This window comes from Bacillus sp. Brlt_9, assembly GCF_051948935.1.
GTDB lineage: Bacteria > Bacillota > Bacilli > Bacillales > Bacillaceae_G > Bacillus_A.
The window spans coordinates 1,028,096-1,044,218 of the sequence record NZ_JAYJLO010000002.1; the positions used below are offsets into that span (position 1 = coordinate 1,028,096).

Below are 16,123 nucleotides of genomic sequence, written 5' to 3' on the forward strand. Positions count from 1 at the left end.
AAAAAAATAGACAATTCATTTCAGGAGGGGTTTCTAGTATGAAGAAAAAAACAGGTCTTTTATTATCATTAACATTAGCAGCAAGTGCGGTTTTAGGTGCATGTGGTAACTCGGATAAAGCGAGTAGCGACAAAAAAGAGTTTAAAGTTGGTATGGTTACAGATGTTGGGGGCGTTGATGACAAATCATTTAACCAATCGGCTTGGGAAGGTTTAACGAAGTTCGGTAAAGATAATGACTTAAAGAAAAATGAAGGATATCGTTATCTTCAATCAAGTAAAGATGCGGATTATATCCCGAATTTAACGAAATTTGCAAAAGATCATTATAACACAACATTTGGTATTGGATACTTGATGGAAAAATCAATTGCAAAGGTAGCTGAACAATATCCGAAAGAGCAATTTGCGATTGTAGATACTGTTGTGGAAAAGCCGAACGTAACGAGTATTACATTTAAAGACCATGAAGGTTCATTCTTAGTTGGAGCTGTAGCAGCGATGACGACAAAATCAAATAAGGTTGGTTTTGTTGGTGGTGTGAAAAGCCCATTAATTACAAAGTTTGAATCAGGTTTCAAAGCTGGTGCAAAAGCAGTAAATCCAAATATCGAAATCGTATCACAATATGCTGATGCATTTGATAAGCCAGAAAAAGGATCTGTATTAGCATCAGCAATGTACGGTCAAGGTGTTGACGTAATTTACCATGCTTCAGGTGCAACTGGTAACGGTGTATTCACAGAAGCGAAAAACCGCAAGAAAAAAGGTGAAAATGTTTGGGTAATCGGTGTTGACCGTGACCAAAATCAAGAAGGTATGCCTGAAAACGTAACTTTAACTTCAATGGTAAAACGTGTTGATATTGCAGTAGCAAAAGTAGCACAAGAAGCGAAAGATGGTAAATTAAAAGGTGGTAAAGTAGAAGAGTTCGGATTAAAAGATGACGGTGTTGGTATTGCGAAAACGACTGACAATGTGAAAAAAGTAAATCCAGAAATCTTAACAAAAGTAGAAGAGTTTGAGAAGAAAATCACTGACGGTGAAATTAAAGTACCTGCAACTGACGAAGAATATAAAACATATGAAGCTTCTCTAAAGAAATAATAATAGAGAAATAGCAAAGGTTAGTTCGTAGAACTAACCTTTGCATATATAAAAATACTTTTAATAGAGTGTAATTAGGGAGTGTTCCCTGCTAAAAGGAGGAACAAAATGGAATACGTAATTGAGATGAACAATATTACAAAAGTATTCCCAGGCATTGTAGCGAATGATGATATTACGCTGCAAGTAAAACAGGGAGAAATACATGCTTTACTTGGAGAAAATGGTGCAGGGAAATCAACGCTGATGAATGTGCTGTTCGGTTTGTATCAACCAGAACAGGGAGAAATTAAAATTAAAGGAAACCCTGTTAAAATTACGAATCCGAATATAGCAAATGACCTTGGTATTGGGATGGTCCATCAGCATTTTATGCTTGTTCATAATTTTACAGTTACAGAGAATATTATTCTCGGAAATGAACCAAAGAAAAACGGGAAAATTGCTGTGGAAGAAGCCGCAAAAGAAATTAAGCAATTGTCTGAACAGTACGGTTTAGCTGTTGATCCCCATGCGAAAATTGAAGATATTTCTGTTGGGATGCAGCAAAGGGTTGAAATATTAAAGACTCTTTATCGTGGTGCTGAGATTTTAATATTTGATGAGCCAACAGCGGTGTTAACTCCTCAAGAAATTCATGAGTTGATTCAAATTATGAAAAAGCTTGTGCAAGAGGGGAAATCTATCATTCTTATTACACATAAGTTAAAAGAAATTATGGAAGTTTGCGATCGTTGTACAATTATTCGTAAAGGTAAGGGGATTGGTACTGTTGATGTAGCGGAAACGGATGAGCATAAACTTGCAGAGTTAATGGTCGGACGTCAAGTGAATTTTAAAACAGAAAAAATAGAAGCTAAACCAATGGAAGAAGTACTATCTATTGCAAACCTAATTGTTCATGATACGCGCAAGTTACCTGCTGTAAAAGGCCTTGACTTAACTGTTCGTGCAGGAGAAATCGTTGGGATTGCAGGAATTGATGGAAATGGTCAAAGTGAATTAATAGAGGCGATTACTGGTTTACGAAAAGTTGAGTCAGGTTCTATTGCAATTAAAGGAAAAGAAATAACGAATTGGCCAGTTCGAAGAATAACAGAAGAGGGGATTGGTCATATTCCTGAAGACCGTCATAAACACGGACTTGTTCTCGATTTTTCTGTTCGGGACAATATTGTTTTACAAACATACTATAAAAATCCATTTTCAAAGAAAGGGATTTTAAATTTTAGTAAGATTACAGAAAAAGCAAAAGCGCTTATTGAACAGTTTGATGTACGTACACCTGGGGAACACACGTTAGCTCGTGCTCTATCTGGTGGAAACCAACAAAAGGCAATTATCGCACGTGAAGTAGATCGTAATCCAGACTTATTAATTGCAGCGCAGCCAACACGTGGTTTAGATGTAGGTGCGATTGAATTTATTCATAAAAAATTAATCGAGCAGAGAGATAACGGTAAGGCAGTATTACTTTTATCTTTAGAGCTGGATGAAATTTTAAATGTAAGTGATCGAGTTGCTGTTATATATGAAGGGAAAATCGTGGCAATTGTTGATGCGAAAGAAACGAATGAACAACAGCTTGGGTTATTGATGGCCGGCGGGACAGGGAAAGAGAAGGTGAACACAAATGACTAAAAAATTTTTAACAGAACGAACAATTAATATTTTAGTACCTGTGTTATCCGTAGTTTTCGGTTTACTTGTTGGTGCCATTGTAATGTTAGTTAGTGGATATGATCCAATTGTTGGATATGCCGCACTTTGGGAAGGGATGGTTGGTAATCCACAAGCTATCGGTGAGACGTTGCGTACAATGATTCCGCTTGTACTAGCTGGCCTTTCAGTAGCATTTGCATTTCGTACAGGTCTTTTCAATATTGGGGTGGAAGGACAGTTATTAGTTGGGTGGCTTGCTGCTGTTTGGTTTGGATATGCAGTGTCGTTACCAGCAATTTTGCATATTCCGTTATCTATTTTAGTGGCAGCAATCGCCGGCGGTTTATGGGGTTTTATACCTGGATATTTAAAAGGGAAGCTTAAAGTAAATGAAGTAATTGTTACAATTATGATGAACTACATTGCACTTTATGTTACGTATGATCTTATTAAGCGTTTTATTCATGAAGGTAATGAGAAATCTTATGATGTACAAGCAAGTGCTTCGTTAGCTTCTGACTGGTTATCTTCATTGACAGATGGATCTCGTTTACATTGGGGAATTGTTGTAGCTATTATCGTTGCAATTGTAATGTGGTTCTTATTAGATAGAACAACGTTAGGATATGAATTAAAATCGGTTGGTTTTAACCAAAATGCTTCTCAATATGCAGGGATGAAAGTATCGCGTAATGTTGTATTATCAATGACAATTGCAGGTGCTTTTGCCGGAATTGGTGGAGCTATGGAAGGATTAGGGACATTCCAAAGTATGACGGCGATGTCGTCGTTTACTGGTATCGGATTTGATGGGATCGCGGTAGCGCTTCTAGGAGGAAATAATCCATTTGGTATATTATTAGCAGCTTTACTGTTCGGTGGTTTAAAAAGTGCAGCTCCACAAATGAATTTTGAAGCAGATGTACCTTCTGAGTTAATTAACGTTATTATTGCATGTATTATTTTCTTTGTTGCGTGCAGTTATGTTTTACGCTGGGCACTTACACGCATGAGCAAGGAGGGAAAATAAATGAGCTTTTTAGATATTTTAGCCATTCTTGTGACGGGTACGTTATATACGGCAGCGCCACTTATTTTTACGGCGTTAGGTGGAGTATTCAGTGAACGTTCTGGAGTTGTAAATATAGCGTTAGAAGGTTTAATGTTATTCGGTGCATTTATCGGTATTGTTACAACGTTATTAATGGGTGATACGTGGGGATCGATGACACCTTGGATCGCACTATTATTCGCAGCGATTGGTAGTGGCTTATTTGCACTTCTTCACGCAGTAGCATCTATTACATTTCGTGCAGATCAAGTGGTGAGCGGGGTAGCAATTAACTTTTTAGCTCTTGGTTTAACAGTATTTGCGATTAAGAAAATCTTTGGCAAAGGACAAACGGATTTCATTCAATACCGCATTGAAAAAATCGATGTTCCGGGTCTTTCGGATATTCCGGTAATTGGAAAAATCTTTTTCTCAAATGTACCGTTAACATCATATATTGCTATTATTTTAGCGTTTGTCGTTTGGTATGTTATTTTTAAAACACCGTTCGGTCTTCGTCTTCGTGCGGTGGGTGAACATCCAATGGCAGCAGATACGATGGGTATTAATGTATATAAAATGCGTTATATTGCAGTAGCTATATCTGGAATGTTTGCAGGAGTAGGTGGAGCGGTCTTCGCTATGTCGATTTCTGGTAACTTCTCAGGTGCTACAATTACGGGACAAGGTTTCTTAGCACTAGCAGCTATGATTTTTGGTAAATGGAATCCACTCGGTGCTCTTGGAGCGGCTCTGTTCTTCGGATTTGCTCAATCATTAGGAATAACTGGTGGTACAATTCCGGTACTAAAGGAAATTCCAAGTGTATTCTTAACGATATTACCGTATGTATTTACAATATTAGCGCTTGTTGGTTTTGTAGGTCGTTCTGAAGCTCCGAAAGCATTAGGAACTCCTTATGAAAAAGGAAAACGATAAGTATAAAAAAGCTCGCACATTAGTGCGGGCTTTTTTACATAGACTATATTTAATACGGAATTTTACTATGTTCCTTACATATGAAAGTTTTTAGAAAGAGTTTAATGTAAGTATAGTGAGGAAGAAAAGTTGATTTTTTATTTCTAAAAACTGTATATTGAAGAGGAATATTCCTACATACGTAAAGGAGGGCTATAAATGAAACTAATGGAACAACAGTTACATGAGTTAGGTGGTTTGCGAGTACATATTATTCCAACTGATAAATATAAAACAAATACTTTTGTATTTCGTTTTAAGGCACCTTTAAATGAGGAGACGGTGACAGAGCGTGCCTTATTGCCATACGTATTGCAAAGTGCGACAGAAAAGCTTCCTTCTGTAATTCGTCTTCGTCAATATTTAGAAGAATTATACGGATCTTCTTTAGCAGTAGATGTAAGTAAAAAAGGAGAAGACCATGTTATCTCTATTTATGTAGACATTGCAAATGAAGTATATTTACATGATGCACCACCGTTATTTGAAAAAGCGCTTTCTATGTTATCGGATATCGTTTTACATCCAGCAACAGAGGGAAATGGTTTTCTACCTTCCATCGTAGAAAGTGAAAAGAGAGCGCTCTTACAACGAATTGAAGCTACGTATGATGATAAAATGCGCTATGCAAACGAGCGTTTAATTGAAGAAATGTGCAAAGTAGAACCGTATCGTTTAAGTGCAAATGGGAAAAAAGAGAGTGTTTCTTCTATTACAAATGAAAGTTTGTATCAATATTATCAAAAAGTATTAGCGGAAGATGAAATGGATCTATACATTATTGGTGATATTTCAGAAAACGCAGTTGACCTTGTAAGTAAGTATTTTTCTATTTCAGCACGTCCTGCAAGGGAAAGAAATGTGCTTCTTCATAAGAGAAATAATGAAGAAAAAGAAGTTGTTGAAAAACAAGAATTAAAACAAAGTAAATTACACATCGGCTATCGTACGTTTATTACGTATAAAGACGAAGATTATTTTGCATTGCAATTGTTCAATGGATTGTTTGGAGGATTTTCTCATTCGAAGTTATTCGTTAACGTTCGTGAAAAAAATAGTTTAGCGTACTATGCAGCATCCCGCTTTGAAAGTCATAAAGGCTTATTGTTTGTCATGTCAGGGATCGAAGCGAAAAATTATGAAAAAGCTGTTGAGATTATTAAAGAACAAATGCTAGCGATGCAAAATGGTGATTTTTCTGAAGAAGAGATGCACCAAACGAAAAGTGTTATTCAAAATCAAATATTAGAGGCGATTGATACACCGCGTGGATTTGTAGAAATGCTGTATCATGGCATTATTTCAGACCGTACGCGTCCGGTTGAAGAATGGCTTACAGGTATTGAAAGTGTGACGAAAGAAGAAATTGTGAAAGTTGCTAAAAACATTGAACTAGATACAATTTACTTTTTACAAGGAACGGAGGGAGAATAAATGGAGAAAATTGTTTATGAGCAATTAAAAGAGACACTCTATTATGAAAAACTTCCTAATGGATTAGATGTATATATTTTACCGAAGCAAGGTTTTAATAAAACATTTGCAACGTTTACGACAAAATATGGTTCTATGGATAATACATTCGTACCACTAGGTAAAGAAGAAATGATTCGTGTGCCAGATGGCATTGCTCATTTTCTTGAGCATAAATTATTTGAAAAAGAAGATCACGATGCTTTCCAATTGTTTAGTAAACAAGGAGCATCGGCAAATGCTTTCACATCTTTCACAAGAACAGCTTACCTTTTTTCATGTACATCAAATGTAGAACAAAATTTAAATACATTGTTAAACTTCGTACAAGAACCGTACTTCTCTGAAAAAACAGTTGAGAAAGAGAAAGGGATTATCGGGCAAGAAATTCAAATGTACCAAGATAATCCGGATTGGCGCTTATACTTTGGGTTAATTGATAGCTTATTTGTAAAACATCCAATTAAAATTGATATTGCAGGGACAATCGAGTCTATTAGTAAAATTACGAAAGACCTATTATACGAGTGTTATGAAACGTTTTATCATCCGAGCAATATGTTACTATTTGTTGTGGGCGCAATTGATCCAGAGAAAACAATGGATTTAGTGCGTGAAAATCAAGCGAAAAAAGACTATAAAAATCAGCCGGAAATTGTACGTTCATTTGAAGAAGAACCAGATGCGGTAAATGAAAAAAAGAAAATTATTTCAATGCCTGTACAAACACCGAAATGTTTAGTGGGTATTAAAGCGACAAATTTAAAAGAAAAAGGAAAAGCTCTTTTAAAACAAGAAATTGCGCTTACGTTACTTTTAGATTATTTATTTGGAAAAAGCTCCGTTCATTACGAATCTTTATATAATGAAGGATTAATTGATGATTCGTTCTCGTATGATTATACAGAAGAGAATAACTTCGGTTTTGCAATGGTAGGCGGCGATACGAAGCAACCTGATGAGCTAGAAGAGCGCTTGAAAGGTATATTATTAAATACAAATTATGATCAATTAGATGAGGCGGCATTAGAACGAGTAAAGAAAAAGAAAATAGGTGGCTTTTTACGCTCATTGAATTCACCGGAATATATTGCAAATCAGTTTACACGATATGCATTTAATGAATCGAGTCTGTTTGAAGCATTAACGGTATTAGAAGGGTTAACTGTTCAAGATTTACAAGAAGTAGCGAAAACATTATTATCAGAAGAAAGAATGAGCGTTTGTCAGGTTTTACCGAAGAAATAAAAGGTTTTATAAAAATACCCTCATCTTATCATAGAGAAATGATAAGATGAGGGTATTATTTAGTTGTATGAAAATGAGTTTGTAGAGATAAGAGAGGGAATTTATGAAAAAGTATGCATTAGTAACTGGAGGGAGCGGAGGGATTGGCTCTGCTATTTCAAAACAATTAATTCAAGATGGATATACAGTATATGTTCATTATAATAACGGTGAAGAGAAAGTAAATGAGTTGCAGAAAGAATGGGGTGAAGTGATTCCTGTTCACGCTAATTTAGCTTCTGCTGATGGAGCAGAGCAATTGTGGAAACAAATTGAACAGCCTCTTGATGTTATCGTATATGCAGCTGGGAAGAGTATATTTGGACTCGTAACAGATGTAACGAACGACGAATTGAATTCTATGGTAGAACTTCAAGTGAAGAGTATCTATAAATTATTATCAATGGCATTGCCATCTATGATTCAGCGGAGAAGCGGTAATATTGTACTTGTTTCTTCTATATGGGGACAAATTGGCGCATCATGTGAAGTGCTTTACTCAATGGTAAAAGGTGCACAAAATTCATATGTGAAAGCTTTAGCGAAAGAAGTTTCATTAAGTGGAGTAAGAGTGAATGCGGTGGCGCCAGGTGCAATTGAAACGGAAATGTTAAACGTATTTTCAGAAGAGGATAAGAATGAAATTGCTGAAGAGATTCCGTTAGGGCGATTAGGATTACCGGAAGAAGTAGCGAAAACAGTATCATTTCTCGCATCACCAGGTGCATCTTACATAACGGGACAAATTATCGGAGTAAATGGCGGTTGGCATTGCTAAAAATTTCTTACATAAAAAATGAAAAACTGTACAAATTAAGCATGATTCTATTACTAAGTAGTGAGGTGCTTACACATGTCAGTTTTAGATAATTTTGATCAATGGAAGAGCTTTTTAGGAGAACGTTTAGAACAGGCGCAAGGAAAAGGTCTTAATGGTGGTGCTGTATCAGATATGGCATTTCGTGTTGGAGACTATTTAGCAAATGAAGTAGAAGCGCGCAACGATCAAGAGAAATTATTATCTGAGCTTTGGAAAGTTGCTGATGAACAAGAGCAACATACAATCGCAAACTTAATGGTGAAGTTCGTACAACATAAGTAAAAAATAGAGAGGAGATTCTCCTCTCTATTTTTTTTGTATAATAATAACGCAGGATAGATTATACATTTAGCTTCCCTATTAAGGTGAAATCATATAATATAGTACGTAGGTGTAAAGTAAGCAAGGGGAGTGATCTTGGATGATTGAATGGTATTTTGAATATGAAATACATAAAAACCGACCTGGCTTGCTTGGTGACGTTTCTTCGTTAATCGGTATGCTCGGCATTAATATTGTCACAATTAATGGTGTAGATAATGCAAGACGTGGATTACTCCTAATGTGTGATAATCAAGAGCAAATCTCTAGACTTGAATCAATTTTAAATACGATGGATAACATAACGGTAACGAAATATCGTCCGCCAAAGCTAAGAGATAAGCTAGCGGTTAGACATGGTAGGTACATACAACGAGATGCAGATGATAAGAAGACATTTCGATTTGTACGTGATGAATTAGGATTACTTGTAGACTTTATGGCTGAAATAATGAAAAAAGAAGGTCATAAACTAATCGGAATACGAGGAATGCCTCGTGTCGGAAAAACAGAATCCATTGTTGCCGCAAGTGTTTGCGCAAATAAAAGATGGTTATTTGTATCATCTACTCTTATTAAGCAAACGGTTCGTAGTCAATTGATTGAAGACGAGTATAGCGACGACAATATTTTCATCTTAGATGGAATCGTGTCAACAAAGCGTGCTAACGAAAGGCATTGGCAGCTCGTTCGTGAAATTATGAGGTTGCCTGCAACGAAAGTTGTGGAACATCCTGATGTATTTGTGAGCCAGTCAGAATACACATTAGATGATTTTGATTATATTATCGAGTTACGTAACGATTATGATGAAGAAATTCAATATAATTTAGTAGATGAAATTGAGCAAGGTACGCAAAATAATTTCTCTATGTTTGACTTTTAAAGAAATATTGAGGTGTTAGTAGTGACAGAATTAGGACAAAAGCTGAAAGAAGCAAGAGGAACGAAAGGCTTGTCTATTGATCAGCTGCATGAGGTTACAAAAATTCAAAAACGCCATTTAGTAGCGATTGAAGAAGGCAATTATGATGTATTGCCGGGAGCTTTTTATGCGCGTGCATTCATTAAACAATACGCAGATGCGGTTGGATTAAATGGAGAGGAATTGCTTGTAGAATATCAGAGTACGATACCACAATCTGAAAAACGCGACGTTCCACAAGTATCAACAGGGCAAAAAACGCAAGAAACCATGCAAAAATCTTCATCATGGCCAATTGCAGATCACATGCCGAAAATTTTAGTTGCGCTGTTAGTAATTGCATTTGGAGTGGTAATTTGGTTTGTTTTCCAAGCGTTAACTGGAAAAGATGATGCGAAGGTTCCGAATGCCCAAAGCGAGAAAATTGAAGTTAAAAAAGCGGAAAACTCTCCGTTAGATACGAAGAAAGATGATGTGAAAGCGGAAGAGCCGAAAAAAGAGGAACCAAAAAAAGAAGAACCGAAAAAAGAAGAGCCAAAGAAAGAAGAACAACCAGCGCAACCAACGGGACAAGAAGAAGTGAAAGTAGTTGGAACAACTGGTAAAGTATCTACTTTGGAAATTCATAACAATAAAACATTAGAACTGGAATTATCGGGTAAAGGTGCGAGTTATGTAGATGTTAAAGATGATGCTGGGAATGTGATTCTAAACGCTACAGTACAAGAGGGCCAAATAGAAAAACGTGATGTATCAACATTAAAAGAAGTGCGACTTAATATTGGAAATGCAACGAATGTTGAAGTTAAACTGAATGGCCAAGTGGTCGCTTATCCATTGGATCCAGAAAAAGAACTTCACCAAAGATTGGTGATAAAGAACCAAGGGATAGAGCAACCTGCACAATAACAGTCATCGCTTCGATGACTTTTTTCAATGAACAAATGTTTTTGATATGATGGAGGAATAGCTGTGAATTTACCAAATAAAATTACAATATCTAGAATCTTCTTAATTCCAATTTTTATGGTAATTATGTTAGCACCATTTGATTGGGGCTCATACACAATTGGTGATGTTGATTTACCAATTCAACATTTAGTAGGGGCACTTATTTTTATTGTTGCTTCTGCTACAGATTGGATTGATGGGCATTACGCAAGAAAATATAATCTTGTAACGAATTTAGGGAAGTTTCTTGACCCGTTAGCTGATAAATTACTTGTTTCAGCTGCACTTATTACGTTAGTTGAGATGCAATACGTACCTGCTTGGATCGTTATTATTATTATAAGCCGTGAGTTTGCGGTAACTGGTTTACGTCTTGTACTTGCTGGAACAGGAGAAGTAGTTGCGGCAAATCAACTAGGGAAAATTAAGACATGGACACAAATTATCGCGATTGCGGCATACTTATTACACGATGTACCTTTAAATTTAATCCATATTCCAGTTGCTGATATCTTTATATGGATTGCATTAATTTTTACTGTTATTTCAGGATGGGATTATTTCTGGAAAAATAGAGCTGCTTTTGTAAACTCAAAATAGAAGTTTATGGGGGAATTGGGATGAATGCTGAAATTATTGCGGTTGGAACAGAATTGTTACTTGGACAAATTGCAAATACAAACGCCCAGTTTTTATCTGAAAAGTTAGCTTCAATTGGGATTAACGTGTACTACCATACTGTAGTTGGGGATAATAACACTCGATTACAGCAGGCGATTGAAGTTGCAGAAGAGCGCGCGGACATGCTTATTTTTACAGGTGGATTAGGACCGACAAAAGATGATTTGACGAAGGAAACAATAGCGTCTAGCTTAGGGGAAGAGCTTGTATATGATGAAAAGGCATTAGCATCAATAAGCGATTACTTTAAGCGTACAGGTCGCGAATTCACGGAGAATAACAAAAAGCAGGCGCTCGTTTTAAATGGAGCAACTGTATTTTCGAATGATCACGGCATGGCGCCTGGTATGGGGTTAAATAAGAACGGAAAAGTTTATATTTTATTACCAGGACCACCGAAAGAAATGAAGCCGATGTATGTAAGCTATGTAGAGCCTTTTTTACATAACTTTACAACAGGAGAAAACATTTATTCTCGTGTGCTTCGCTTTTTCGGGATTGGGGAATCTCAATTAGAGGTGAAAGTTCAAGATTTAATTGATGGACAAACGAATCCGACAATCGCTCCGCTCGCGAATGATGGAGAAGTGACATTACGTTTAACTGCTAAGCATCAAAGTGTTCATGAAGCACAGAAACTCATTCAGCATATGGAAGATTTGATTTTAGAAAGAGTAGGAGAATTTTTCTACGGATATGACCAAGAGTTTCTTCATAATAAGGCGATAGAGTTATTGAAGAAAAAAGGATTAACTTTAGCGTGTGCAGAAAGTTTAACGGGTGGTCTCTTCGGGAATCAAGTAACAGAAAGTGCTGGTGTGTCTTCTGTATTTAAAGGCGGTGTCATTTGCTATCATAATGATGTGAAGCAGCATGTTCTACATGTACCTGAGGAAGTGTTGTCTACTGACGGTGCCGTTAGTCAAGAATGTGCTCGTTATCTTGCTGAAAATGTTAGAGGATTATTAAAAGCGGATATCGGAGTTAGTTTCACTGGGGTAGCAGGACCAGATGCTTCAGAACATAAAGAGCCGGGAACAGTATTTGTTGGACTGGCGATTAAAGATGAACCAACTGTAGTTTTCCCTCTTCATTTAAGTGGAAGTCGTCAACAAATTAGGGAACGCTCAGTAAAATATGGATTTTATCATTTGTATAAAAAGCTAGAAGAGATATAAGTCTCTTCTAGCTTTTTTCACGGATAAAGGCGGTTTTATTTAATGGAAAATAAAAAAAATCGAATAAATGTTCGATTTTTGTTGGCAAATTGAATTGAAAATAGGTATAATAAGATTAGCAATTCAGTTAAGGAGGAATTTTGAATGAGTGATCGTCAAGCAGCGTTAGATATGGCGTTAAAACAAATAGAGAAGCAATTCGGTAAAGGTTCAATTATGAAATTAGGAGAACAAGCGGAGCGTAGAGTTTCTACAGTTTCTAGTGGCTCTTTAGCACTTGATGTGGCATTAGGGGTAGGCGGATACCCACGCGGCCGTATTATCGAAATTTATGGACCTGAAAGTTCAGGTAAAACAACAGTTTCATTACATGCAATTGCAGAAGTACAACGTCAAGGTGGACAAGCGGCGTTCATTGACGCGGAGCACGCAATGGATCCTGTATATGCACAAAAATTAGGTGTTAATATCGATGAATTACTATTATCACAACCTGATACAGGGGAGCAAGGTTTAGAAATCGCAGAAGCACTTGTACGAAGTGGCGCGGTTGATATTATCGTAATTGACTCTGTAGCAGCTCTTGTACCGAAAGCTGAGATCGAAGGAGACATGGGTGACTCACACGTAGGTCTACAAGCTCGTTTAATGTCTCAAGCACTTCGTAAACTTTCAGGTGCAATTAATAAATCAAAAACAATCGCAATCTTTATTAACCAAATTCGTGAAAAAGTTGGGGTTATGTTCGGAAATCAACTACAAGTTGCTTAATCGTAAAGATTAAGGAGTTTACCATGGGTTTCCCTTGCTAGTGATAGCATGTTAAAAAACCTTGTGAACCTTATTGCCTAAGGGTGTAACTATTCATATAGTTGCTAACGGTGAAGCCCACCATTATTTAGGGTAATACCGTGCCAAGCTCCATATTTATATGGGGAAGGTGTAGAGACTACCGAAAAGGACTTTTAGTTAACTGAGTAGGGTACGGCAGATGATAGGCTACTGCTGGAAGTGCAAGGCTCTCTGTAAAGAGATGAAGAGATAGTCCGGACTATAGAGATGGAAAATCTATAGATAGTGCCAGAAACAACTCCAGGTGGTCGTGCGTTGAAATTCTATTCAACTGTTCGTCTTGAAGTGCGTCGTGCTGAGCAATTAAAGCAAGGTAATGACATCGTTGGTAATAAAACAAAAGTAAAAGTAGTTAAAAATAAAGTAGCACCACCATTCCGTGTTGCTGAAGTTGATATTATGTACGGAGAAGGTATTTCAAGAGAAGGTGAAATCTTAGATATGGCTTCTGAACTTGATATCGTTCAAAAGAGTGGTGCTTGGTACTCTTATAATGAAGAGCGTTTAGGGCAAGGTCGTGAAAATTCTAAGCAGTTCTTAAAAGAGAATACGGATTTAAGAGAGGAAATTGCCTTCTTTGTTCGTGACCATCACGGAATTAGTGAAGATTCTGGTGCTGAAAGCACGGAAGATTCAAATCTTCTTGATTAAAAATAAAAGACACGGCTTCGTGTCTTTTATTTTTGTATCATTATGAAAGCGTTGTATATCGTTGCAGATAAAATATTTAATCTACCTAAAAGGTTATGTATAAAGAGTGATATATGCACGTTTTACATGAATAAACTGGAATTTACTAAGGTTTTCCAGGATAATATGCTATCTGCTTTTTAAATTCATATATGAATTAGGGCTGAAGGTAAAGAAAGTAAAAGTAGACAACGCTTGACAATGAAAATTGCGATAGATACAATGAGAATGTATATTTTTTCTTATATACGAAACACTCTTCTCAAGAAGAGAAGTAATATTCGGAGTAAGACTTAAATCTTGCCGAAATAATAATATGACATTTTAATTGTGAAATGAAGAAAGTCCCTTAAAAAAAGCGGGACGACGGTCTTTGCTGTATGTTGGTATTCAATGTACATGCCGACAGTCTTTTTTCATTCATAGCAAGGGGAGGTGAAATCATGAGTAGTACTGCAGTTTGGATACTCATCTCCATTTTGCTTGCAACAGTCGGTGCAGTTGTTGGCTTTTTTGTTCGAAAGTCTATTGCTGAAGCGAAGATTAATGGTGCAGCTAATGAAGCGAAACGTATTATAGATGAAGCGAATCGTGAGGCTGAAGCACTTAAGAAAGAAGCGCTTTTAGAAGCAAAGGATGAAATTCATACACTTCGTACAGAAGCTGAATTAGAAATTCGTGACCGTAGAAGCGAATTACAAAAACAAGAAAATCGTTTAATGCAAAAAGAAGAGAACCTTGATCGTAAAGACGAAACGCTCGATAAACGCGAGCAACAGTTAGAAAAGAAAGAGGATTCTCTTGTAGCGAGACAACAACAGATTGAAGAGTTGGAAAGCAAAGTGGGAGAGTTAGTTCAAAAGCAACAAACAGAATTAGAGCGCATTTCCAATCTGACACGCGAACAAGCGAAAGCAATTATTCTTGGTAAAGTAGAAAATGAAGTTTCTCATGAAATTGCCGTAATGGTAAAAGAAAGTGAAGTTCGTGCGAAAGAAGAAGCGGATAAGAAAGCGAAAGAGATTTTATCTCTTGCAATGCAGAGATGTGCAGCTGATCATGTTGCTGAAACAACCGTTTCGGTTGTAAATCTTCCAAATGACGAAATGAAGGGACGTATTATCGGACGTGAAGGTCGAAATATTCGTACGTTAGAAACGTTAACAGGTATTGACCTAATTATCGATGATACACCAGAAGCGGTTATCCTTTCTGGATTCGACCCAATTCGTCGTGAAACAGCTCGTATCGCTCTTGATAAACTAGTACAGGACGGACGTATTCACCCAGCGCGTATTGAAGAGATGGTCGAAAAATCAAGACGTGAAGTGGACGAGTATATTCGCGAAGTCGGAGAGCAAACAACGTTTGAAGTGGGTGTTCACGGATTACATCCAGATTTAATTAAGATTTTAGGTCGTTTGAAATACCGTACAAGTTACGGACAAAACGTCTTAAAACACTCTATGGAAGTTGCATATTTAACGGGACTTATGGCAGCAGAGCTTGGTGAGGATGAAAAACTAGCAAGACGTGCTGGTCTATTACACGATATCGGTAAAGCGATTGATCATGAAGTAGAAGGTAGCCACGTTGAAATTGGTGTTGAACTCGCAACGAAATATAAAGAGCATCCTGTAGTTATAAACAGTATTGCATCTCACCATGGGGACACAGAACCAACTTCTATCATTGCAGTTTTAGTTGCAGCAGCAGATGCATTATCAGCTGCAAGACCTGGAGCTCGTAGTGAAACACTTGAGAACTATATTCGTCGTCTTGAAAAGTTAGAAGAGATTTCAGAGTCTTATGAAGGCGTAGAAAAATCATTCGCAATTCAAGCAGGACGAGAAGTTCGTATTCTGGTAAAACCAGATACAATTGATGATTTAGAAGCTCATCGTTTAGCTCGTGATATTCGAAAACGTATTGAAAATGAACTGGATTACCCAGGACATATTAAAGTAACTGTTATTCGTGAAACACGTGCAGTGGAATACGCAAAATAAAGTGGTGAAACACCACTTTATTTTTTTGTGTTGGAATTGGTTAAAATAAAGGGAATTAGTAATACCTAGCATAAAGGTGAACCAAACTTATAATAAATATATTGTAAGGAAATCACTTGAAGCTATAGTAATAAAAAAT

General features: G+C 36.8%; 13 protein-coding genes and 2 pseudogenes. All 15 read left to right on the plus strand.

What is annotated here, in order from left to right; translation table 11 throughout:
- Nucleotides 1–38 precede the first annotated feature (38 nt).
- The 15 genes and pseudogenes from VF726_RS11655 (at nucleotide 39) to rny (ending at nucleotide 15,984) form a co-directional block, all read left to right on the plus strand.
- Nucleotides 39–1,106: a BMP family lipoprotein gene (locus tag VF726_RS11655; RefSeq protein ID WP_440168138.1), complete on the plus strand. Its 1,068-nt coding sequence runs from the start codon at nucleotides 39–41 to the stop codon at nucleotides 1,104–1,106.
- 108 nt (nucleotides 1,107–1,214) lie between these two features.
- Complete coding sequence (locus VF726_RS11660) at nucleotides 1,215–2,747, plus strand: ABC transporter ATP-binding protein (RefSeq protein WP_048530466.1); 1,533 nt, start codon at nucleotides 1,215–1,217, stop codon at nucleotides 2,745–2,747.
- Complete coding sequence (locus VF726_RS11665) at nucleotides 2,740–3,798, plus strand: ABC transporter permease (protein WP_087958630.1); 1,059 nt, start codon at nucleotides 2,740–2,742, stop codon at nucleotides 3,796–3,798. Before VF726_RS11660 ends, VF726_RS11665 begins: the two co-directional genes overlap by 8 nt.
- Entirely contained in the window at nucleotides 3,799–4,758 is a 960-nt protein-coding gene (locus tag VF726_RS11670) for an ABC transporter permease (protein ID WP_166702048.1), read from the plus strand.
- Between the two features lie 198 nt (nucleotides 4,759–4,956).
- Nucleotides 4,957–6,231 (plus strand): EF-P 5-aminopentanol modification-associated protein YfmF, encoded by a 1,275-nt coding sequence (gene yfmF / locus VF726_RS11675; RefSeq protein WP_440168141.1) that lies wholly within the window; start codon nucleotides 4,957–4,959, stop codon nucleotides 6,229–6,231.
- Nucleotides 6,232–7,518, plus strand: a complete 1,287-nt coding sequence (gene yfmH / locus VF726_RS11680; protein ID WP_087958632.1) for an EF-P 5-aminopentanol modification-associated protein YfmH — start codon at nucleotides 6,232–6,234, stop codon at nucleotides 7,516–7,518.
- A gap of 103 nt (nucleotides 7,519–7,621) precedes the next feature.
- Nucleotides 7,622–8,335 carry an elongation factor P 5-aminopentanone reductase gene (gene ymfI, locus VF726_RS11685; protein ID WP_429606808.1) on the plus strand — a complete coding sequence of 238 codons (714 nt, stop codon included), beginning with the start codon at nucleotides 7,622–7,624 and terminating at the stop codon, nucleotides 8,333–8,335.
- A 75-nt stretch (nucleotides 8,336–8,410) separates the two neighbouring features.
- Entirely contained in the window at nucleotides 8,411–8,659 is a 249-nt protein-coding gene (locus VF726_RS11690) for a DUF3243 domain-containing protein (RefSeq protein ID WP_440168144.1), read from the plus strand.
- A gap of 139 nt (nucleotides 8,660–8,798) precedes the next feature.
- On the plus strand, nucleotides 8,799–9,584 hold the full coding sequence (locus tag VF726_RS11695; protein WP_000574107.1) for a DUF3388 domain-containing protein: 786 nt from the start codon (nucleotides 8,799–8,801) through the stop codon (nucleotides 9,582–9,584).
- Between the two features lie 21 nt (nucleotides 9,585–9,605).
- The gene (locus VF726_RS11700; protein ID WP_440168148.1) at nucleotides 9,606–10,532 is read left to right on the plus strand and encodes a helix-turn-helix domain-containing protein; all 927 of its coding nucleotides are present in this window, start codon (nucleotides 9,606–9,608) and stop codon (nucleotides 10,530–10,532) included.
- Between the two features lie 63 nt (nucleotides 10,533–10,595).
- Nucleotides 10,596–11,174 (plus strand): CDP-diacylglycerol--glycerol-3-phosphate 3-phosphatidyltransferase, encoded by a 579-nt coding sequence (pgsA, locus tag VF726_RS11705; protein WP_001052973.1) that lies wholly within the window; start codon nucleotides 10,596–10,598, stop codon nucleotides 11,172–11,174.
- A 20-nt stretch (nucleotides 11,175–11,194) separates the two neighbouring features.
- Complete coding sequence (gene cinA / locus VF726_RS11710) at nucleotides 11,195–12,433, plus strand: competence/damage-inducible protein CinA (RefSeq protein WP_440168150.1); 1,239 nt, start codon at nucleotides 11,195–11,197, stop codon at nucleotides 12,431–12,433.
- A 144-nt stretch (nucleotides 12,434–12,577) separates the two neighbouring features.
- Nucleotides 12,578–13,186, plus strand: a pseudogene (gene recA, locus VF726_RS11715) (recombinase RecA); the annotation flags it as partial.
- A 327-nt stretch (nucleotides 13,187–13,513) separates the two neighbouring features.
- Nucleotides 13,514–13,936: pseudogene (locus tag VF726_RS11720) on the plus strand (recombinase RecA); the annotation flags it as partial.
- A 482-nt stretch (nucleotides 13,937–14,418) separates the two neighbouring features.
- Nucleotides 14,419–15,984 carry a ribonuclease Y gene (gene rny, locus VF726_RS11725; RefSeq protein WP_440168152.1) on the plus strand — a complete coding sequence of 522 codons (1,566 nt, stop codon included), beginning with the start codon at nucleotides 14,419–14,421 and terminating at the stop codon, nucleotides 15,982–15,984.
- The last annotated feature ends 139 nt before the right edge of the window (nucleotides 15,985–16,123 follow it).